The sequence below is a fragment of the Comamonas odontotermitis genome (genome assembly GCF_014207855.1).
In the GTDB taxonomy this organism is placed as follows: domain Bacteria; phylum Pseudomonadota; class Gammaproteobacteria; order Burkholderiales; family Burkholderiaceae_C; genus Comamonas; species Comamonas odontotermitis_A.
Genome location: NZ_JACHKZ010000007.1, coordinates 145,070 through 163,904 on the forward strand (window position 1 = coordinate 145,070; position 18,835 = coordinate 163,904).

Here is an 18,835-nt window from a genome sequence, read left to right on the forward strand (position 1 = left end):
CGCTTTGTGGATAGACGATGCAGCTGCTAGAAGTGTGCAATCTATTGCTGGGTAAGCGCGGCCTGCTCACTTTTTTGCAAAGAAAAATCAATACCCGGGACATCGTTTGGCGGATTCCGGGGGTATCCCAGATCGCAGACAATGGCCGCATGACTTGGCTAGACGACATAAAGTGGGATGCGCAGGGTCTGGTGCCCGTCATTGCGCAGGAAAAGGGCTCGGGCGATGTCCTGATGTTTGCCTGGATGAACCGCGAGGCGCTGCAGAAGACGGCAGAGCTGCAGCGTGCGGTGTACTTCAGCCGATCACGCGGCAAGCTGTGGTTCAAGGGCGAGGAATCCGGCCACGTGCAGCAGGTGCACGAGATACGCATCGACTGCGACAACGATGTGATCCTGCTGACCGTGACGCAAACCGGGCATGAGCCCGGCATCGCCTGCCATACGGGCCGCCACAGCTGCTTCTACAGCGTGCTGCGCGATGGCCAGTGGCAGCCGGTTGATCCGGTCTTGAAAGATCCCGAATCCATCTATAAATAAGGGCCATGGCCCAAAGCCCTGGCCAGAAGCCTTGGCCATATGGGCAGGGCGAAATACATTGCTGTTATGACCGACAAGAATTCTTCCTCTGCACTGCCCGCCACCGATGCGCTGATGCGCCTGGCGGAGGTGCTGGAATCGCGCAAGCCCGCCAATGGCGGCGATCCGGAGTGCAGCTACGTCGCCCGTCTGCTGCACAAGGGACCGGATGCGTTCCTCAAGAAAGTGGGCGAAGAGGCCACCGAAGTTGTGATGGCGGCCAAGGATGTCGACCACGGCGCGCCCGCTGCCAAGCTGGTGTACGAAGTGGCCGATCTGTGGTTTCATACCATGGTGGCGCTGGCCCATTACGGCCTCAGCCCGCAGGACGTGGTCAACGAGCTGGTGCGCCGGGAGGGCCTGAGCGGTCTGGAAGAAAAGGCCATGCGCAAGGTCAAGAGTCGTGAAGCCGAAGAAGGGAGTGTTCCATGAGCGATGTGATCGAAGTCAAAGCCGTGGATGCGGCCGAAATGGAAAGCCTGAAAACCTGGGGCTGGGTGAGCTATTTTCTGCACCTGATCGTGGCGGTGGCCGCGGTGGTGCCGAGCGCGCAGGTCAGCGTGTTCCTGCTCGTCGTTGCCTTGGTGATTGACCTGGTCAAGCGTGGCGATGCCAAGGGCACCTGGCAGGAGAGCCATTTTTCCTGGCGCATCCGCAGCGTGATCTGGGCGGGCATCCTGTATGTGGTGACTGCACCGCTGTGGATATTCTTTCTGGTGCCGGGCTGGATCGCCTGGACCATCATCTCGATCTGGTTCCTCTACCGCATCGTGCGCGGCATGGTCGCCATGAACAAGGACCAGGCCATTCATGGCTAACCACATCGAGCCGGCAGACGGCGCGCTGCCCGCTGGTGGCGCTGAGGCGGACGCACCTGCACCGCAGCGTACGCGGCCCGCCCGGTCCAAGGGTGTTGACGAGAATACGCCGCCCATCAGTCTGGCGCTGCAAGGCGGCGGCTCGCACGGCGCTTTCACCTGGGGGGTGCTGGATGCCCTGCTGGAAGAGCGCAGCCTGTGGTTTGAAGGTGTCAGCGGCACCAGTGCCGGAGCCATGAATGCCGTGGTGATGGCCTACGGCTATGGCCGCGCGGCTGTTGAAATCAAGGACAAGCGCGAAGCCCATGAGGCCGGCTGCGAGGCCGCACGCGCCAGCCTGCGCCAGTTCTGGGAAGGTGTGGGCACCATGGGCAGCCTGATGGCCGGCGTGCCTGCGGCGGGCAAGGCGATCATGGACATGATGAGCCAGTGGTTCTCGCCCTACCAGACCAACCCGCTCGACATCAATCCGCTGCGCCGCCTGCTGGAGCGCGTGGTGGATTTTGAATTTCTGCAGCAGGAGCAGGGCAAGAATGCGCCGCGCGTTTTTGTCTGCGCTACCAATGTCCGCACCGGCAAGGGCGAAGTCTTCAGCGGCAAGCGGCTCTCGGCAGATGCGGTGATGGCCTCGGCCTGCCTGCCCATGATGTACAAGGCGGTCGAGATTGGCGACCAGTTCTACTGGGATGGCGGCTACTCCGGCAACCCGCTGCTCTATCCGCTGATCTACCAGACGGGCAACAGCGACGTGCTGCTGGTGCAGCTCAACCCGATCGAGTATGACGAGGTGCCCTCCAACGCGCAGGAAATCATGGACCGCATCAACGAGATCACGTTCAACGCCAGCCTGCTGGCCGAGTTGCGGGCCATGGGCTTTGTGCGCCGACTGCTGGAAGAGGGCAAGCTCGATGCCGAACGCTACAAATACATGCTGATGCACCATGTGGATGGCGGCAAGGTGCTCAAGGCCTATGGAGCGTCGAGCAAAAACCGCTCCGACATGGCCTTTGTGCGCGAGTTGATGGAAAAAGGGCGCGCATCAGGCCAGGCCTGGCTCAAGCACCATCGCGCCGATGTCGGCGTGCGCTCGGGCTTCAAGGTATGAAGGCACTGTCGCCCCTGCTGCAAGCTACGCAAGCGGATTGCGCTATGCTTGGTATAGCTGCCCGCCTATGATGGCTATACGCTGAAGCCTATTTTTATTGATAAATCTTATGCACGATCCGAACTGCATTTTCTGCAAAATCATTGCGGGTGATATCCCGTCCAGCAAAGTGTATGAAGACGAGGACATGCTGGTCTTCAAGGACATTCACCCATCAGCACCCGTGCATCTGCTGATGGTGCCCAAGCGCCACATCCCGTCGATGGCCCAGGTGAGCGTCGACGATGCCCCCCTCCTGGGCCGCATGATGGTCAAGGCTCCCGAGCTGGCCAAGGCCAATGGCTGCAACCCATACCCGGAAGGCGGTTTTCGCCTCATGGTGAATACGGGCGAAGAGGGTGGCCAGGAAGTGCACCACCTGCACATCCACATCCTGGGCGGCGCCCGTCCCTGGCGCAAAGGTTGATTCCATCGGTCATTGAGTTAAGACCGCGCTGCGTGACAGTATTACGAAACTTGCAGGCGCCCGGGGCGTCTAAAATGTTTGCATTCGCAAGGAGAAATTCATGGGTTCCTTTTCTATTTGGCATTGGCTGATCGTTCTGGCCATCGTGGTGCTGGTGTTTGGCACCAAAAAGCTCAAGAACATCGGCTCGGACCTGGGCGGCGCTGTCAAAGGCTTCAAGGATGGCATCAAGGACGGCAATGAAAGTGCCGCAGCCCCAGCATCTACCACTACGGCTCAGCAGCAAGTGGGCCAGACTCCCGTGGCAGACAAGACCACGATCGACGTCGAAGCCAAGAACAAGGGCTGATGCGCTGCATGCCCGTGACGACCGTGCTGGCCATGCCCGTGCGGTCGCTGTCGCTGGCCTGCCATCGTTGGGACTGGAATGTTTGATCTCGGTATCTCCAAAATGGCCTTGATCGGTGCGGTAGCACTGATCGTGATCGGCCCCGAAAAACTGCCGCGCGTGGCCCGCACGGTTGGCACCTTGCTGGGCAAGGCGCAGCGCTATGTCAATGACGTGAAGGCCGAGGTCAACCGCTCGATGGAGCTCGATGAGCTGCGCAAGATGAAGGACAGCGTCGAGTCGGCAGCGCGCGATGTGGAAAGCACGATCCGCACCAATGCCTCCGATTTCGAGAAAAACCTGAACGACGAGGCGCATGGCGTCAAGGGCGCACTGTCGGGCGAGTCGTCGGCTGGCGAAGACAGCTTCTACACCGCAGACCCCTATGCCGAGAGCTATGGAAGCACGGCTTCGTCCGTCTCTCCGGTGTACCAGCATCCGCGCAAGAACTGGCGAGTCAAGCGTGGCGCAACTCCCCAGTGGTACAAGCACCGCGCGGGCGTGCGCACCCACGTGCAATCGGGGGCAGCCCGGGTCGCCCGTTTCCGGCCCAAGTCGCGCGGTCCCAAGGCGTGATGCGGAAAATGCAGGGCAACGGCTTCGCGTGCGCCCGCAACTGACGGCAGGCACCTGTTCACAAGAATTTTTCCATGTCTGAAACCCCCTCCCAAGAAGACGAGCTGGCCGGCACTGAGCAGCCCTTTGTGCAGCACCTGATGGAGCTGCGCAATCGCCTGGTCTACAGCATTGGCGGCATTGTCGTGGCCTTGATCCTGCTGGCCATCTGGCCTGGCCCCGACGGGTTGATGAACTTCATCGCCCACCCCATCAAGGCGCACATGCCGCCTGACGCCAAGCTGATTGCCGTCGGCGTGTTCTCTCCGTTCATCGTGCCGCTCAAGGTATTGGGGATGGCGGCAGTACTGCTTGCCTTGCCCTGGATCATGTACCAGCTGTGGGCATTTGTGGCGCCAGGGCTCTACAGCCATGAAAAGCGCTTTGCACTGCCGCTGATCTTTTTTGGCAGCCTGCTGGCTTACGCGGGCATCGCCTTCGTTCAGTTGTTCGTGCTGGACCGCATGTTCGGCTTCATCCAGCATTTCACGCCGTCGAGTGTGGCGGCAACGCCCGATATTGCCTCGTACGTCGAAGCGATTCTGTCGCTGTATCTGGCTTTCGGCCTGGCGTTTCAAGTGCCGATTGTGGTGATCCTGCTGGTGCGGCTGGGCATTGTGGAAATCGACAAGCTCAAGTCCTTTCGCGGCTACTTCATTGTGTTGGCCTTCATCATTGCCGCAGTGGTGACGCCACCCGATGTGCTGTCGCAGATTTCGCTGGCCGTGCCCATGTGTATTCTGTATGAGATTGGCATTTGGGGCGCCACCTGGTTCTCGCGCAACTCGCCCAAGAAAGAAGAAGAGGCGGATTCCAACAGCGCTGCCTGAACGGCTGCAGCAGAACCATGGGCCCGTCTGGGCCCCGAAAAACAAAGCCCCGGCTGCATCAGCGCGGGGCTTTGTTTTGGCTGCATTTATTGTGATGAACTGGGTACCATGAAAAATGGAGCTGCTGGCGCCTGTTGATATTCGGATTTAAAAAGATGCGGCCTTGAACCCCGGTACAGGAGTTCGCATCAAGCTATATTTTTGAAGTGATCCCCCAAGGCCAAGGCCCCTCTCAGCGGCGACCCTGGGGCATGGCGCGGCTGCTGGCGGGGCGGGTGTCCGGGGTGATGCGGAGCGTCAGGCTGCTGTCGTTGCGGCGAATCTGCATCTGCGCTTCGGTGCCAGGCATCAGGGCGGCAACGGCCGTCAAAAGCTCCTGCACATGGCGCACTGGCTTGTCTCCGACATGGGTGATCACGTCTCCTGGCCGGATACCGGCCAGGGCTGCCGGGCCGTTTTGCAGTACGCCGGTGATGATCACGCCCTCGTCAGCCTTGACGCCAAAGGTTTCGGCCAGCTCGGGCGTCAGGTCGTTGGGCTCCACGCCGATCCAGCCGCGTGTCACCTTGCCATCGCGCACGATGCTGTCGAGCACATTCTTGGCAATGGCCACGGGGATCGCAAAGCCGATGCCCATGCTGCCGCCCGAGCGAGAATAGATGGCCGTGTTGATGCCCAGCAGGTTGCCATTCACATCGACCAGTGCGCCGCCCGAGTTGCCGGGGTTGATGGCGGCATCGGTCTGGATGAAGTTCTCGAAAGTATTGATGCCCAGCTCGCTCCTGCCCAGTGCGCTGATGATGCCGCTGGTCACCGTCTGGCCCACGCCAAAAGGGTTGCCAATGGCGAGCACCTGATCGCCAACTTCGACTGATTCCGAGTTACCCAGCACGATCACAGGCAGCTTGTCCAGCGTGATTTTGAGAATGGCCAGGTCCGTCTCCGGGTCGGTGCCAATCACCTGGGCCTTGGATTTGCGGCCGTCGGTCAAAGTCACTTCGATATCGTCGGCCGCCTCCACCACGTGGTTGTTGGTAAGCACATAGCCATCGGGGCTGATGATGACGCCGCTGCCCAGGCCCGCCTGGCTCTGCACGCCCTGATCGCCAAAGAAGAACTGGAACCACGGATCATTGGCGCGCGGGTGGCGCACCTCGGTGCTGGTGTTGATGCTGACCACGGCGGGCGCGGCCTTCTTGGCCGCCGGGCTGAAACTGCTGGTGGCGACTGCGGCATGGGTGCTGTCGTCCTTGGGCGCCTCGATCAGCGCAATGCCTGCATTGCTGCGCACATTTTTATTGCGCTGCAGCCAGCTGGGCTGCAGGGTGGCCACAACGAAATAGATGGCAAGCAGTACGGTGACCACCTGGGTGAACAGAAGCCAGAGGCGTTTCATAGAGGCAAAGAGGGAAGAGGGTGCCAAGGGTCTGGAGCGCACCGGCAGTGGCCCCGCATGGGGGTGATTATGTCATTCGTGTCTCGGATGCTTCCGTTTTTACGGCGACGCCGTGGCATTGCATCGCGCATGGTGGCCGCGGGCATCGCTGATGGCGATGGTCATGAATGGCGCGTTGGTGAAGGAGTCTAGGGTTTGTACCTAAAATTGTCGTTTTGACTGCGCCTTTCCTGCACATTGCGGTTCCTTGCGAACTGGCCATCCTCCAGGCTTGCCTGCCACGATTCCGTATCCCGGCGATCCCGAACCCAGTGATTGCGCCCAAAACTGCGCCGCGTTGCACTGCGCTGTCTTCTGAAAGCTAGAGGACACATGACTTCACAAACCTTCCCACAAGGCGCTGCCGCTGCAGCGCCTGCCCGCGCGTTGACGCGCGGCGACTACAAGACCCTGGGCCTCTCCGCCCTGGGCGGCACCCTGGAGTTCTACGACTTCGTGGTGTTCGTCTTTTTTGCCAACGTGATCGGTACGCTGTTCTTCCCGGCCGAAATGCCTGACTGGCTGCGCCAGCTGCAGACCCTGGGCATCTTTGCCGCCGGCTATCTGGCGCGGCCATTGGGCGGCATCCTGATTGCGCACTTCGGTGACATCCTGGGTCGCAAAAAAATGTTCACGCTGTCGATCTTTTTGATGGCGGTGCCCACGCTGGTGATCGGCTTGCTGCCCACCTATGCTTCCATCGGCATTGCCGCGCCCTTGCTGCTCTTGCTGATGCGCGTGCTGCAGGGCGCAGCCATTGGCGGTGAAATGCCCGGCGCCTGGGTGTTTGTGGCCGAGCACGCACCAGCGCGGCACTATGGTTTTGCCATTGGCGCGCTCACCTCGGGCATCACCGGTGGCATTTTCCTGGGCTCCATCATTGGTGTGTGGCTCAACAGCAGCTATAGTGCCACCGAGATTCACGACTGGGCTTGGCGCATTCCGTTCATTCTGGGTGGTGCCTTTGGCCTGGTGTCGGTGTATCTGCGCCGCTTTCTGCACGAGACGCCGGTCTTCCAGGAACTGCAGGCACGCAAGGAGGCCGGGCGCGAGCTGCCGATCAAGACCATTCTGCGCGAGCACCGCGCGGCCTGCGTGCTGGTGGCGCTGATGACCTGGGTGCTGTCCACTGCCATCGTGGTGGTGGTGCTGTTCACGCCCGCCTACTTGCAGAAGGTCTTCCACATTGCCCCGGCATCGGCCATGAAAGCCAATGCGCTGGCCACGGTCACGCTGACGCTGGGTTGCGTGTTTTGGGGCTGGCTGTCCGACCGCCTGGGCACCCGCGTCGTGATGGTGCTGGGCTGGCTGGGCATGAGCGCCACCGCCTATATCTTCTACTTGGGTCTGCCGGGCAACGAGGCATCTCTGCTGTGGTCCTATGCGCTGGTGGGCTTTTTTGTGGGCAGCATCTCGCTGCTGCCAGTGGTGGGCGTTCGAGCCTTCCCGGCGCCGGTGCGATTCACCGGCTTGTCCTTTGCCTACAACATGGCCTATGCGGTGTTTGGCGGGCTCACGCCCATGCTGGTCTCCGTCTGGCAGCAGAACGATGTGATGGCGCCCGCCCACTACGTGGCAGCCATGGGCATTCTGGGCGCGGTGCTGGGCTTCTGGCCTCTGGCCAGCAAGGGTTGGCAACCTCGGTCTACCAACGGCCGGTAAGCATGAGCAGGCCTGGAGCCCAGCAAGTGCCTACGCCGCAGGCGACGGTGTAGTGCGGCAGCAGGCGCAAGCGGCGGCCCAGGCCCATGGATACAAAGAACAGCAGCCACAGGCTGGCCCACAGCAGCCAGAGTGCTGCCATGCGCCAGTCCTGCTGTACTGCAGCACAGGCCAGGGCATTGATGGCCACAAAGCCGCTGTACCAGCCCAGGCCTTCACCCTTGAGGCCGAAGCAGTGCGTGGCGGCCACATACAGATAGGTGAAGGCGAACAGCAGGCCACCCGCGCTTGCAAAATAATCCGGCGTGTCGCTTGCGCGCACCAGGCCCAGCAGATTGGTGAACAGTGCCAGCAATCCCACCAGCAGATTGAGCGCCACCGTATCCCGAGGCTCGATGCGGCCTGCCAGCGACAGGCCATTGACGATCAGAACCGCGCCGATGAAAAGAAGTGCAACGCCAAGCATGAGGAAATCAGGTGAAGGGGCAAGGAGAAGGGCGCGCCAGTGTAATGGCGCTGCAACCGTGGTTATCGCGCTCCCATGGCATAAGAGAAATTCCCTTCTGAGACAATCGCGCCATGACGACCACCCGCCAAGACATGCTGCAGGCGTTCAATACCCTGCTGCAACCCGAACGATTCAAGGATTACGGCCCCAATGGCCTGCAGGTCGAGGGCAAGACCGAAATCCGCAAGCTCGTGAGCGGCGTGACCGCCTCGCGTGCGCTGATCGATGCGGCCATTGCCGTCGGGGCCGACGCCATCTTTGTGCACCACGGCCTCTTCTGGCGTGGGTATGACGGACGCATTACGGGGTGGATGAAGCAGCGCATCGAACGCCTGATCAAGAACGATATCAGCCTGTTCGCCTACCACCTGCCGCTCGACGCTCACCCGGAATTGGGCAACAACGCGCAGCTGGGCGCACGTCTGGGTTGGCAGGCGGATGGTCGCTTTGGAGAGCAGGAACTGGGCTTCATCGGAACCATTGCGGAAGCTTCTGCACAGCAGACTGCGGCGCAGATACAACAGGCTTTGGGCCGCTCCGTCACGCTGGCGACAAGCGAAAACCCTCGCCCCATCCGCCGCATGGCCTGGTGCACCGGGGGGGCGCAAAGCTTTTTTGAAGCTGCCATCGCGGCTGGTGCCGATGGCTTTTTGACCGGCGAAATCTCCGAACCGCAGGCCCATCTGGCACGCGAGACAGGGGTGAGCTTTTTTGCCGGTGGCCACCACGCCACCGAACGCTACGGCGCCCCGGCTGTGGCGGCGTTGGTGGCGCAGCAACTGGGCGTTGTGCACGAGTTCATCGACATCGATAATCCGGCCTGATTTTGCTATTTATTTGATAGCTTTTGCGCTTGATGAGTATGCGCTGGAGCTTGTTTTAATCAAAGGTTTTTGCCGTGAGCCGCACTCCACTTCTGGCCATCACCCAGGGCGATCCCGCCGGTATTGGCCCCGAGATCATTGCCAAGGCCTTTCGTGATGCGCCTGAGCGCATGCAAGGCTGCTTCGTCGTGGGCGACGTGGCCACCTTGCGCCGCGCCGCGCAGTTGCTGCAACGGCCGGGCCGGTGTGCCTTGCCTGTAGCGGTGATTGCGGCTGCGCAAGATGCGCTGCAGGTACCGCCGCGTTGCGTGCCGGTACTGCCACTGCCTGGTTTGCCCGGCCCGCTGCCCTTTGGGCAGGTGCAGGCGGAGGCGGGGCGCGCTGCTGCTGCCTGCGTGCAGTGGGCTGCGCGCGCGGCCTTGCGCGGGCAGATTGATGGCCTGGTGACGGCCCCCCTGCACAAGGAGGCACTGCATCTGGCGGGTGTGGATTTCCCCGGCCATACAGAGCTTTTGCAGGCCGAAGCCGCCGGGCACGCCGGTGTGCCGCTTGCGCAGATGCCCGTGCGCATGATGCTGGCCAACGAATCGCTGCGTACCGTGCTGGTGAGCATCCATGTCTCTCTGCGCGATGCGATTGAGGCAGTGACCAGCGCCAATGTGCTGGAAACGCTGCGCATCACCCATGCAGCGCTTTTCCGATCGCTCGGCCGCGCGCCGCGTATTGCGGTCGCAGGGCTGAACCCGCATGCAGGCGAGGCCGGCCACATGGGGCGCGAAGAGATCGAGCAGATCGCTCCAGCCATTGCAGCGGCACGGGCGCTGGGCATGGATCTGACAGGCCCGGAAGCACCGGATACTGTATTCATGCGTGCCCGCAGTGCGCCGGGCAAGGCGGGTGAGTTTGATGTGGTGGTAGCGATGTACCACGACCAGGGTCTGATTCCGGTGAAGTATCTGGGCCTGGAGCAGGGCGTCAACGTGACTCTGGGCTTGCCGCTGGTACGCACCAGCCCGGACCATGGCACCGCCTTCAACATTGCCGGGCAGGGCGTGGCTGATGCGGCCAGTTTGATAGAGGCGGTGCAGGTGGCCAAGCGCTTGGTGACGGCCTGAGCGGGCTCAGTTCACGAAGTTCCTTCTCAGGGGTAGGCGGGATCGGCCAGAGAAAGCGCCGCTTGGCTGTGGGCAGGCTTGGCGGGGCCAAGCCAAAAAAAGAAAGCAGCCTCGCGGCTGCTTCTTCTTCAGGATTTTATGCAACACACATCGTTGCGAAAGATCAACGTTTCTGCTGCAGACTGTCGCGGATTTCACGCAACAGTACAACGTCTTCTGCTGGCGCTGCGGGTGCTTCTGCAGGTGCCTCGCGCTTGAGGCGATTGATCTGCTTGACCATCATGAAAATGATGAAAGCCAGGATCAGGAAGTTGACCGCAACGGTGATGAAATTGCCGTAAGCAAACACTGGAATGCCCGCCTTCTTCAGCGCGTCGAGCGTGCGTGGCACACCGTCTGGGATAGTGCCCAGCACTACGAAAAGATTGGAAAAATCCAGCTTTCCAAAGATCATGCCCACCAGCGGCATGATCAGATCGTTCACAACCGAATCGACGATCTTGCCGAATGCACCGCCGATGATCACGCCGACGGCCAGATCCATTACGTTGCCCTTGACCGCGAACTCACGGAATTCCTTCATGAAGCTCATTGTTGGCTCCTGTCAAAAAATAAACATGGGCTACAGTATCGCTCAGGTTTTGCCGCATTGCATGACTGCCAGCTCCATCCGTACAATCCGCGGAAAACCCGAGACACAATTGTTGATCAAGGAGCCCCATGAGTGATTCTTCCATCGACTCCAGTAAGCGGACGTGGCTGATAGCGTCAGGATGTGCAGGTGCAGTAGGTGGAGTCGCCACTGCCGTTCCCTTTGTCAGTTCTTTCCAGCCTTCGGAAAAGGCCAAGGCCGCTGGTGCTGCGGTCGAAGTGGATATTTCGTCCCTCAAGCCTGGTGAAAAAATCACCACCGAGTGGCGCGGCAAGCCTATCTGGATCATGCGCCGTACCCCGGAGCAATTGGCCGATCTGCCCAAGCTCGACGGCCAGCTGGCAGATCCCAAGTCGGAGCGCACGGCATACCCCACACCGGAATATGCCAAGAATGAAACCCGCTCCATCAAGCCCGAAGTGCTGGTTGTGATCGGTATCTGCACCCATCTGGGCTGCTCTCCCATCGACAAGCTCTCTTCCGGCCCCCAGCCTTCGCTGCCGGACGACTGGAAGGGCGGCTTCCTGTGCCCCTGCCATGGCTCCACATTTGACTTGGCCGGGCGCGTCTTCAAGAACAAGCCTGCTCCCGACAACCTCGAAGTGCCAGCACACATGTATCTCTCGGATACCAAGCTGCTGATCGGCGAAGACAAAAAGGCATAAGGAGGCGGCATGGCACACGAATTCAAGGACATATCGCCCAATGCCTCCATTGGCGCCAAGGCGAGCAACTGGCTGGAAAACCGCTTCCCCACGGCGTTTGAGGCCTATCGCGTACATATGTCGGAGTACTACGCTCCGAAGAACTTCAACTTCTGGTACATCTTCGGCTCATTGGCGCTTCTGGTACTGGTGCTCCAGATCGTCACCGGTATCTTCCTGGTGATGCACTACAAGCCAGACGCCAATCCGGTGGGTGGCGTGATTGGTGCGCCAGCCGTGGCTTTTGCCTCGGTTGAGTACATCATGCGAGACGTTCCCTGGGGCTGGTTGATCCGAACCATGCACTCCACGGGCGCCTCGGCCTTCTTTATCGTGGTGTATCTGCACATGTTCCGCGGCCTCCTGTACGGCAGCTACCGCAAGCCGCGCGAGCTGGTCTGGATTTTTGGCTGCGCCATCTTCCTGTGCCTGATGGCGGAAGCTTTCATGGGCTACCTGCTGCCCTGGGGCCAGATGTCGTACTGGGGCGCGCAGGTGATCGTGAACCTGTTCTCGGCCATTCCCTTCATCGGCCCTGATCTGGCGCTGCTGATCCGTGGTGACTATGTGGTTGGCGATGCTACCCTCAACCGCTTCTTCAGTTTCCACGTGATCGCTGTGCCTCTGGTATTGCTGGGTCTGGTGGTTGCCCACTTGCTTGCTCTGCATGATGTGGGGTCGAACAACCCGGATGGCATCGAAATCAAGGGCCCCAAGGCGGCCAAGGATGCCAAGGGCCATCCGCTCGACGGCATTCCTTTCCACCCTTACTACACCGTGCACGACATCTTCGGTGTGGCGGTCTTCCTGTTCATCTTTTCGGCCATCGTGTTTTTTGCGCCAGAGATGGGCGGTTATTTCCTCGAATACAACAATTTCATTCCGGCTGATCCATTGAAGACGCCGAACCACATTGCACCGGTGTGGTACTTCACACCGTTCTATTCGATGCTGCGTGCCATTACCAGCGAAATGATGATTGCGCTCTCGGCCATCCTCGTCATTGCCGTTGCCTTTGTCTGCATCAAGACGCGCATGGCCGGTGCGCTCAAGGGCCTGCTGGTTGCGGTGGGTGTGGTGGTTCTGGCCCTGTTTGGTGCCTTTGCCTTCACCGGCATCAAAGAGCTGTCGGGGATTGATGCCAAGTTCTGGGGCGTTGTGGTGATGGGTCTGGCGGTCATCATCCTGTTCTTCCTGCCCTGGCTCGATCACAGCCCTGTCAAGTCGATCCGCTACCGTCCGCACTGGCACAAATATGTGTACGCGGTATTTGTGGTCAATTTCATTGTGCTGGCGTACCTCGGGGTGCAGCCGCCATCGCCCATTGGCGAAAAAGTTTCGCAGGTGGGTACCTTGTTCTATTTTGGTTTCTTCCTGCTGATGCCTTGGTGGAGTCGCAAGGGAACGCCCAAACCGGTGCCTGACCGGGTTACCTTTCATGCGCACTGAGCCAGGGAGAGCATCACGATGAAAAAAATAATCCTTTCTACCTTGCTGGCCGTTGGTGTCTGGATGGGGGCTGCCCCGGTGCACGCCTCCGAAGGCGGTGTCGCCTGGGACAAGTTCAAGACCAGTACCACCGATACCGCGTCCTTGCAAAATGGTGCCAAGCTGTTTGTCAATTACTGCCTGAGCTGCCACTCCGCCTCGTTCATGCGCTACAACCGCCTCAAGGACATAGGCCTGACCGAGCAGCAGATCAAGGACAATCTGCTCCTGACCACCGACAAGGTCGGCGAAACCATGAAGGCCGCCATTGACCCCAAGCAAGCCAAGGAGTGGTTCGGGGCCAATCCCCCTGATCTGACCTTGGTAGCACGCTCGCGCGCCAGCGGCCAGGGAACGGGTGCGGATTACCTCTATACCTTCCTGCGCACTTTCTACAAGGACGACACCAAGGCCACAGGCTGGAACAACATGGCTTTCCCATCCGTGGGCATGCCGCACGTATTGTGGGAGCTGCAGGGCGTGCGCACGCCTGTGTACGAAGAAGTCGAGGAGCATGGCCACAAGGTGCAGCTGTTCAAGGGCTGGAACCAAGTGACCCCCGGCAAGATGAGTTCGGCCGAATTCGATAAGAATGTGGGTGATTTGGTGAACTATCTACAATGGATGGGTGACCCCAGCCAGAACACCCGTATCCGTGTGGGTGTTTGGGTGCTGATCTTCTTGCTGGGTCTGATTCTCATTACCTGGCGCCTGAATGCAGCATTCTGGAAAGATGTGAAGTAATCACTGTTTTTGCGAGCAGCCCAGGCCCAGCCCTGTTTCCAGGGCTTGAATTCTGGTTGCCGATTTGTGTAGAGTGGGCGGCATTGACTGCTACCCACTCTTTTTGATTTTAGGAGCCTTCCACCATGATGGTGCTTTATTCGGGAACGACCTGCCCTTTCTCCCACCGCTGCCGCTTTGTGTTGTTTGAAAAGGGAATGGACTTTGAAATCCGTGATGTGGACCTGTTCAACAAGCCCGAAGACATCAGCGTGATGAATCCCTATGGGCAAGTGCCTATCCTGGTGGAACGCGATCTGATTCTGTACGAATCGAACATCATCAATGAGTACATTGATGAGCGCTTCCCCCATCCCCAGCTGATGCCCGGCGACCCTGTGGAGCGTGCCCGCGTGCGTCTGTTCCTGCTGAACTTCGAGAAAGAGCTGTTCACCCACGTGCACACGCTGGAAGAGCGTGCGGCCAAGGGCAATGAAAAGGCACTGGAAAAGGCGCGTTCGCAAATTCGTGATCGCCTGACGCAGATGGCACCAGTGTTCCTGAAGAACAAATTCATTCTGGGCGAGAACTTCTCCATGCTGGACGTAGCGATTGCGCCGCTGCTGTGGCGCCTGGATTACTACGGCATCGAACTGTCGAAGAACGCAGCGCCGCTGCTCAAGTACGCCGAGCGCATCTTCTCGCGCCCAGCGTACATTGAAGCGCTGACGCCTTCGGAAAAGGTGATGCGCAAGTAAGGTTCGCCTGGCCTGGCTTGGTAGCCGGGCGCCCTGGGCTGTGCTGTAGGCTGGCCTGGGCGACAAGCAGAAAGTGCCGAATGAGTGAAATCCAGACAACCTCCACCCAGCCTTACCTGATCCGTGCCTGGGTGGAATGGTGCAATGACAATGGGCTCACGCCTTATCTGAGCGTACGGGTGGACAAGACCGTGCAGGTGCCGCGCGAGTTTGTCAAAGATGGTGAAATCGTGCTCAACATCAGCTACGACGCTACCAATGCGCTCAAGCTGGGTAATGATTACATCGAATTCACCGCCCGCTTTGGCGGCGTGCCGCGTGAAATCATGGTGCCTGTCAGCCGCGTCATTGCCATTTTTGCGCGTGAGACCGGCCAGGGCATGGGCTTTCCGCCCCCTGAAGATCTGTTGGATGACGATGCAGATATTGCGATGCGCGCATTGCAGGACGCAGGCGATGAGGGTGAAGCGAGTGCCGAAACCTCCGCATCCTCGCCACCAGTGATGCAGGTGGTGTCGTCCAGTGACGACACGGGGCCGTCAGACGGCGACGGGCCGGGCAAGCCCCCCAAGGCTGGCAAACCTTCGCTCAAGCTGGTGAAATAAGCGAACCTCGGCTTTTTTGTGCGCTTTCGCGTATAGAATGCCGAATGTTGCCGATTTAGCTCAGTTGGTAGAGCAACCGCCTTGTAAGCGGTAGGTCATCAGTTCGATTCCGATAATCGGCACCATCTCATACCCAAGGCCCGCATTGCAATGCGGGCCTTTCTTATTGCCAAATTGGCGTTTGGTACTTTATCAGCATACGTATGGCGCTACTGATTTAATAGTAAATCGAGGAGCGATTCGTTCCCTGGCCAAGTACTTTCAGCCGGATATCGGCAGTTGGATAGCCTTTGACGCGCAGGTGTGCCGCCATGGCGGGTACCAGTTGTTTGAGCTTGGCGGCACAGGCGTTGTTGGCGACCAGCAGGCACCATTGATCGCCGTCGATGGGGCCGGGCTTGATGGCTGCGCGCAGCATGGGCGGCACCAAGAACTCCACCAGCTTGTAACGGGTCGTGGATTCGCGCGTCAATGCAGCCAAGCTGGCGAGAGTGGGTGCTTCGCTGGCGGCTTGTTCGACGGTGATGGCGTAATGCCTGCGGTTGGACTGGGTCATGAGAGAGCGGTGGCGGGCAGATAGCCATAGATTACAGTGCACCTGCCACGACGTATTCTAGTCAGGGTTGTAGAATGTTTTATTTGGCAGGTGGTGCAGCCGGTATTGAATCCGGGTGCATAGTCTCCATCTGACACAACACTAATCACTAGGAATTCCGGTCGCGCGGCGGGATTGGCACCAGTGCTGATTTGCGCCGCGTGGTTTTGTTCGCATGGCAACCAATTTCTTCACCAAAATTTTTGGCAGTCGCAATGATCGCCTGCTCAAGCAATACCGCAAGGTCGTGGCGCGCATCAATGCGATGGAGCCAGAGTACGAAAAGCTGAACGACGAGCAATTGCGCCAGAAAACCCAGGAATTCAAGGACCGCATTGCTGGGGGTGAATCGCTGGACAACATCCTGCCGGAAGCGTTTGCGGTGGTGCGCGAGGGCTCCAAGCGCGTGATGAAGATGCGTCACTTTGATGTGCAGATGCTGGGCGGCATGGCGCTGCACTACGGCAAGATTGCTGAAATGCGCACAGGTGAGGGCAAGACGCTGACCGGTACCTTGCCGGTGTACCTGAACGCGCTCGCGGGCAAGGGTGTGCATGTGGTGACGGTGAATGATTACCTGGCCACGCGTGATGCGACCTGGATGGGCCGCCTCTACAATTTCCTGGGCCTGTCGGTGGGCATCAACCTGTCGCAACTGCCCAAGCATGAAAAGCAGGCTGCCTACAACTCTGACATTACCTACGGTACCAATAACGAATACGGCTTCGACTACCTGCGCGACAACATGGTGCAGGACAAGACGGAACGTGTGCAGCGCCAACTGAACTTTGCAATCGTTGACGAAGTGGATTCGATCCTGATCGACGAGGCGCGTACTCCGCTGATCATCTCCGGCCAGGCAGAAGACCACACCGCAGCCTATCTGGCCATGCGCAGCGTGGTGCCGTTGCTCACCCGCCAGGAAGGCGAGGCTGACCCGCGCACGGGCGAAGGCGTTACCAAACCGGGCGACTTTACGGTCGATGAAAAGGGCCACCAGATCAATCTGACGGAAGCAGGCTACGAAGCTGCCGAGCGCATTCTGGCCGAGAAGGGCCTGATTCCAGAAGGCGCCTCGCTGTACGATCCCACCAACATCACCCTGGTGCACCAGCTCTTTGCGGCGCTGCGCGCCGAGCACCTCTACCATCGCGACCAGCACTATGTGGTGCAAAACGGCGAAGTGGTGATCGTGGATGAGTTCACCGGCCGTCTGATGTCGGGCCGCCGCTGGAGCGAAGGCCTGCACCAGGCCGTGGAAGCCAAGGAAGGCGTGGAAATCCAGGCCGAGAACCAGACGCTGGCTTCGATCACCTTCCAGAACTACTTCCGCCTGTACACCAAACTGGGGGGCATGACGGGTACGGCCGACACCGAGGCCTACGAGTTCCAGGAAATCTACGGCCTTGAGACTGTGGTGATTCCGCCGAACCGCCCCAGCAAGCGCGATGACCAGCTCGACCGGGTCTACAAGACCACGCCCGAGAAATACATGGCCGCGATTGCAGACATCCGCGAATGCTACGAGCGCGGCCAGCCAGTGCTGGTGGGTACTACCTCGATCGAAAACTCGGAAATCATCGATGAGCTTTTGAAGAAGGAAAACCTGCCGCACCAGGTGCTCAACGCCAAGCAGCACGAGCGCGAGGCCGACATCATTGCCCAGGCGGGTCGCCCCGGCATGATCACCATCGCCACCAACATGGCTGGCCGGGGTACCGACATCGTGCTGGGTGGCAATATCGAAAAGCAGATTGCGGCCATCGAATCGGACGAAGCGCTGCCCGAGTCGGAGCGCAAGAGCAAGATCGAAGCCCTGCGTGCCGAGTGGCAGGTCGAACACGACAAGGTGACGGAGCTGGGCGGCCTGCGCATCATTGCGACCGAGCGCCACGAATCGCGCCGTATCGACAACCAGCTGCGCGGCCGTGCAGGCCGCCAGGGCGACAAGGGTTCCTCGCGCTTCTATCTGTCGCTGGATGACCAGCTGATGCGCATCTTTGCGGGTGATCGTGTCAAGGCCATCATGGAGCGTCTGAAGATGCCCGATGGCGAAGCCATTGAAGCCGGTATCGTGACCCGCTCCATCGAAAGCGCGCAGCGCAAGGTGGAGGCGCGCAACTTCGACATGCGCAAGCAATTGCTGGAATACGATGACGTTGCCAATGACCAGCGCAAGGTCATCTACCAGCAGCGCAACGAAATTCTGGACTCTGCTGACCTGTCGCCCATGATTGATGGCATGCGTGACAGCACCCTGGCCGATATCGTGCGCCAGTATGTGCCCGAGCAATCGATGGAAGAGCAGTGGGATCTGGCGGGCCTGGAGAAGGCGTTGCGCGAAGAGATGCAGATCGATCTGCCGCTCGCGCAACTGCTGGATAGCTCCGAGTCGCTGACCGATGAAGAGATTGAAGAAAAGGTTGTGGCCGAAGGCGCTCGCATCTTCAACAGCAAGCTGGAGCAGGCCGGCAAGGAAAACTTCATGCAGTTCATGCGCGCCGTGCTGCTGCAGACGCTGGATTCCTCGTGGCGCGATCACCTGGCTGCATTGGATTATCTGCGCCAGGGCATCCACCTGCGTGGCTATGCGCAAAAGCAGCCCAAGCAGGAATACAAGCGCGAAGCGTTCGAGCTGTTCCGCCAGTTGATCGACCACGTCAAGAACCAGGTCACGCGGGTGATGATGCAGGTACAGATCCGCTCGCCCGAGCAGCTTGACGAGGCCACCGAGCAGCTGGAGCAAAGCAATGCCCGCACCAGCGTCCACTACAGTGGCGCAGAGGAGCCTTCGGCGGAAGAGGCTGAAGCCATGGAGCCGCTGGCGCTGCCCGACGGCATGCGTGTGGGCCGCAACGATCCCTGCCCATGCGGCAGCGGCAAACGCTTCAAGCTCTGCCACGGTAAACTTTCTTGATACCGTAATGCTGCAGAAGACGGGCTTTGACAGGTGCAGAGCCCGTTTT

21 protein-coding genes and 1 tRNA gene are annotated in these 18,835 nt (G+C 59.8%); 18 read left to right on the forward strand and 4 right to left on the reverse strand.

From position 1 onward, the window contains the following. Positions 1 to 149: 149 nt before the first annotated feature. From hisI to tatC, 8 genes are all read left to right on the forward strand, one after another. The gene (hisI, locus tag HNP33_RS07890; RefSeq protein WP_184707067.1) at positions 150 to 539 is read left to right on the forward strand and encodes a phosphoribosyl-AMP cyclohydrolase; all 390 of its coding nucleotides are present in this window, start codon (positions 150 to 152) and stop codon (positions 537 to 539) included. Positions 540 to 605: 66 nt separating this feature from the next. After that, a complete protein-coding gene (locus HNP33_RS07895; RefSeq protein ID WP_184707069.1) occupies positions 606 to 1,010 on the forward strand; it encodes a phosphoribosyl-ATP diphosphatase in 405 nt (134 codons plus the stop codon). Next, on the forward strand, positions 1,007 to 1,396 hold the full coding sequence (locus tag HNP33_RS07900; RefSeq protein WP_184707071.1) for a DUF4870 family protein: 390 nt from the start codon (positions 1,007 to 1,009) through the stop codon (positions 1,394 to 1,396). Before HNP33_RS07895 ends, HNP33_RS07900 begins: the two co-directional genes overlap by 4 nt. Further along, on the forward strand, positions 1,389 to 2,501 hold the full coding sequence (locus HNP33_RS07905) for a patatin-like phospholipase family protein (RefSeq protein WP_184707073.1): 1,113 nt from the start codon (positions 1,389 to 1,391) through the stop codon (positions 2,499 to 2,501). The genes HNP33_RS07900 and HNP33_RS07905 overlap by 8 nt, the downstream gene beginning before the upstream one ends. Positions 2,502 to 2,610: 109 nt before the next feature. Beyond that, positions 2,611 to 2,967, forward strand: coding sequence for a histidine triad nucleotide-binding protein (locus HNP33_RS07910; protein ID WP_184707075.1), 357 nt, complete (start codon positions 2,611 to 2,613; stop codon positions 2,965 to 2,967). 100 nt (positions 2,968 to 3,067) lie between these two features. Beyond that, positions 3,068 to 3,316 carry a Sec-independent protein translocase subunit TatA gene (gene tatA, locus HNP33_RS07915; RefSeq protein ID WP_184707077.1) on the forward strand — a complete coding sequence of 83 codons (249 nt, stop codon included), beginning with the start codon at positions 3,068 to 3,070 and terminating at the stop codon, positions 3,314 to 3,316. A gap of 78 nt (positions 3,317 to 3,394) precedes the next feature. Further along, positions 3,395 to 3,931 (forward strand): Sec-independent protein translocase protein TatB, encoded by a 537-nt coding sequence (gene tatB, locus HNP33_RS07920; RefSeq protein ID WP_184707079.1) that lies wholly within the window; start codon positions 3,395 to 3,397, stop codon positions 3,929 to 3,931. 74 nt (positions 3,932 to 4,005) lie between these two features. After that, positions 4,006 to 4,800, forward strand: coding sequence for a twin-arginine translocase subunit TatC (tatC, locus tag HNP33_RS07925; RefSeq protein WP_184707081.1), 795 nt, complete (start codon positions 4,006 to 4,008; stop codon positions 4,798 to 4,800). 232 nt (positions 4,801 to 5,032) lie between these two features. Here tatC and HNP33_RS07930 read toward each other — a convergent pair whose 3' ends face one another. Further along, the gene (locus tag HNP33_RS07930) at positions 5,033 to 6,196 is read right to left on the reverse strand and encodes a S1C family serine protease (RefSeq protein WP_184707083.1); all 1,164 of its coding nucleotides are present in this window, start codon (positions 6,194 to 6,196) and stop codon (positions 5,033 to 5,035) included. A gap of 372 nt (positions 6,197 to 6,568) precedes the next feature. On the opposite strand from HNP33_RS07930, the gene HNP33_RS07935 reads away from it, so the two are divergent. Beyond that, positions 6,569 to 7,897, forward strand: a complete 1,329-nt coding sequence (locus HNP33_RS07935; RefSeq protein WP_184707085.1) for an MFS transporter — start codon at positions 6,569 to 6,571, stop codon at positions 7,895 to 7,897. Here HNP33_RS07935 and HNP33_RS07940 read toward each other — a convergent pair. Further along, the gene (locus HNP33_RS07940; RefSeq protein WP_184707087.1) at positions 7,881 to 8,363 is read right to left on the reverse strand and encodes an AmiS/UreI family transporter; all 483 of its coding nucleotides are present in this window, start codon (positions 8,361 to 8,363) and stop codon (positions 7,881 to 7,883) included. The genes HNP33_RS07935 and HNP33_RS07940 overlap by 17 nt on opposite strands. 113 nt (positions 8,364 to 8,476) lie before the next feature. On the opposite strand from HNP33_RS07940, the gene HNP33_RS07945 reads away from it, so the two are divergent. Both HNP33_RS07945 and pdxA read left to right on the forward strand, forming a co-directional pair. Then, positions 8,477 to 9,229: a Nif3-like dinuclear metal center hexameric protein gene (locus HNP33_RS07945; RefSeq protein WP_184707089.1), complete on the forward strand. Its 753-nt coding sequence runs from the start codon at positions 8,477 to 8,479 to the stop codon at positions 9,227 to 9,229. Positions 9,230 to 9,303: 74 nt separating this feature from the next. After that, positions 9,304 to 10,344: a 4-hydroxythreonine-4-phosphate dehydrogenase PdxA gene (gene pdxA / locus HNP33_RS07950; RefSeq protein ID WP_184707091.1), complete on the forward strand. Its 1,041-nt coding sequence runs from the start codon at positions 9,304 to 9,306 to the stop codon at positions 10,342 to 10,344. Positions 10,345 to 10,507: 163 nt separating this feature from the next. Here pdxA and mscL read toward each other — a convergent pair whose 3' ends face one another. Next, positions 10,508 to 10,936, reverse strand: a complete 429-nt coding sequence (gene mscL / locus HNP33_RS07955) for a large conductance mechanosensitive channel protein MscL (protein ID WP_184707093.1) — start codon at positions 10,934 to 10,936, stop codon at positions 10,508 to 10,510. 128 nt (positions 10,937 to 11,064) lie between these two features. On the opposite strand from mscL, the gene petA reads away from it, so the two are divergent. From petA to HNP33_RS07985, 6 genes are all read left to right on the forward strand, one after another. Then, a complete protein-coding gene (gene petA, locus HNP33_RS07960; protein ID WP_184707095.1) occupies positions 11,065 to 11,661 on the forward strand; it encodes a ubiquinol-cytochrome c reductase iron-sulfur subunit in 597 nt (198 codons plus the stop codon). Between the two features lie 9 nt (positions 11,662 to 11,670). Beyond that, the gene (locus HNP33_RS07965) at positions 11,671 to 13,149 is read left to right on the forward strand and encodes a cytochrome b (RefSeq protein ID WP_184707096.1); all 1,479 of its coding nucleotides are present in this window, start codon (positions 11,671 to 11,673) and stop codon (positions 13,147 to 13,149) included. A gap of 18 nt (positions 13,150 to 13,167) precedes the next feature. Beyond that, a complete protein-coding gene (locus HNP33_RS07970; protein ID WP_184707098.1) occupies positions 13,168 to 13,932 on the forward strand; it encodes a cytochrome c1 in 765 nt (254 codons plus the stop codon). Positions 13,933 to 14,057: 125 nt separating this feature from the next. Then, positions 14,058 to 14,669 carry a glutathione S-transferase N-terminal domain-containing protein gene (locus HNP33_RS07975; protein WP_184707100.1) on the forward strand — a complete coding sequence of 204 codons (612 nt, stop codon included), beginning with the start codon at positions 14,058 to 14,060 and terminating at the stop codon, positions 14,667 to 14,669. Between the two features lie 80 nt (positions 14,670 to 14,749). Next, a complete protein-coding gene (locus HNP33_RS07980) occupies positions 14,750 to 15,274 on the forward strand; it encodes a ClpXP protease specificity-enhancing factor (protein WP_184707102.1) in 525 nt (174 codons plus the stop codon). A 49-nt stretch (positions 15,275 to 15,323) separates the two neighbouring features. Next, positions 15,324 to 15,399, forward strand: a tRNA-Thr gene (locus HNP33_RS07985). Positions 15,400 to 15,491: 92 nt separating this feature from the next. On the opposite strand, the gene HNP33_RS07990 is transcribed toward HNP33_RS07985, so the two are convergent. Then, positions 15,492 to 15,830 carry a hypothetical protein gene (locus tag HNP33_RS07990; RefSeq protein ID WP_184707105.1) on the reverse strand — a complete coding sequence of 113 codons (339 nt, stop codon included), beginning with the start codon at positions 15,828 to 15,830 and terminating at the stop codon, positions 15,492 to 15,494. Between the two features lie 214 nt (positions 15,831 to 16,044). On the opposite strand from HNP33_RS07990, the gene secA reads away from it, so the two are divergent. Continuing rightward, positions 16,045 to 18,786 (forward strand): preprotein translocase subunit SecA, encoded by a 2,742-nt coding sequence (secA, locus tag HNP33_RS07995; protein WP_184707107.1) that lies wholly within the window; start codon positions 16,045 to 16,047, stop codon positions 18,784 to 18,786. Positions 18,787 to 18,835: the final 49 nt, after the last annotated feature.

Excerpts from the sequence above, each read along its gene's own strand:
- petA (WP_184707095.1), top strand. The coding sequence starts at position 11,065 with ATGAGTGATTCTTCCATCGACTCCAGTAAGCGGACGTGGCTGATAGCG.
- HNP33_RS07905 (WP_184707073.1), top strand. The coding sequence starts at position 1,389 with ATGGCTAACCACATCGAGCCGGCAGACGGCGCGCTGCCCGCTGGTGGC.
- HNP33_RS07975 (WP_184707100.1), top strand. The coding sequence starts at position 14,058 with ATGATGGTGCTTTATTCGGGAACGACCTGCCCTTTCTCCCACCGCTGC.
- HNP33_RS07900 (WP_184707071.1), top strand. The coding sequence starts at position 1,007 with ATGAGCGATGTGATCGAAGTCAAAGCCGTGGATGCGGCCGAAATGGAA.
- HNP33_RS07970 (WP_184707098.1), top strand. The coding sequence starts at position 13,168 with ATGAAAAAAATAATCCTTTCTACCTTGCTGGCCGTTGGTGTCTGGATG.
- HNP33_RS07930 (WP_184707083.1), bottom strand. The coding sequence starts at position 6,196 with ATGAAACGCCTCTGGCTTCTGTTCACCCAGGTGGTCACCGTACTGCTT.
- HNP33_RS07990 (WP_184707105.1), bottom strand. The coding sequence starts at position 15,830 with ATGACCCAGTCCAACCGCAGGCATTACGCCATCACCGTCGAACAAGCC.
- HNP33_RS07980 (WP_184707102.1), top strand. The coding sequence starts at position 14,750 with ATGAGTGAAATCCAGACAACCTCCACCCAGCCTTACCTGATCCGTGCC.
- hisI (WP_184707067.1), top strand. The coding sequence starts at position 150 with ATGACTTGGCTAGACGACATAAAGTGGGATGCGCAGGGTCTGGTGCCC.
- tatC (WP_184707081.1), top strand. The coding sequence starts at position 4,006 with ATGTCTGAAACCCCCTCCCAAGAAGACGAGCTGGCCGGCACTGAGCAG.
- HNP33_RS07935 (WP_184707085.1), top strand. The coding sequence starts at position 6,569 with ATGACTTCACAAACCTTCCCACAAGGCGCTGCCGCTGCAGCGCCTGCC.
- tatB (WP_184707079.1), top strand. The coding sequence starts at position 3,395 with ATGTTTGATCTCGGTATCTCCAAAATGGCCTTGATCGGTGCGGTAGCA.
- HNP33_RS07965 (WP_184707096.1), top strand. The coding sequence starts at position 11,671 with ATGGCACACGAATTCAAGGACATATCGCCCAATGCCTCCATTGGCGCC.
- HNP33_RS07940 (WP_184707087.1), bottom strand. The coding sequence starts at position 8,363 with ATGCTTGGCGTTGCACTTCTTTTCATCGGCGCGGTTCTGATCGTCAAT.
- HNP33_RS07945 (WP_184707089.1), top strand. The coding sequence starts at position 8,477 with ATGACGACCACCCGCCAAGACATGCTGCAGGCGTTCAATACCCTGCTG.
- HNP33_RS07895 (WP_184707069.1), top strand. The coding sequence starts at position 606 with ATGACCGACAAGAATTCTTCCTCTGCACTGCCCGCCACCGATGCGCTG.
- tatA (WP_184707077.1), top strand. The coding sequence starts at position 3,068 with ATGGGTTCCTTTTCTATTTGGCATTGGCTGATCGTTCTGGCCATCGTG.
- HNP33_RS07910 (WP_184707075.1), top strand. The coding sequence starts at position 2,611 with ATGCACGATCCGAACTGCATTTTCTGCAAAATCATTGCGGGTGATATC.
- secA (WP_184707107.1), top strand. The coding sequence starts at position 16,045 with ATGGCAACCAATTTCTTCACCAAAATTTTTGGCAGTCGCAATGATCGC.
- mscL (WP_184707093.1), bottom strand. The coding sequence starts at position 10,936 with ATGAGCTTCATGAAGGAATTCCGTGAGTTCGCGGTCAAGGGCAACGTA.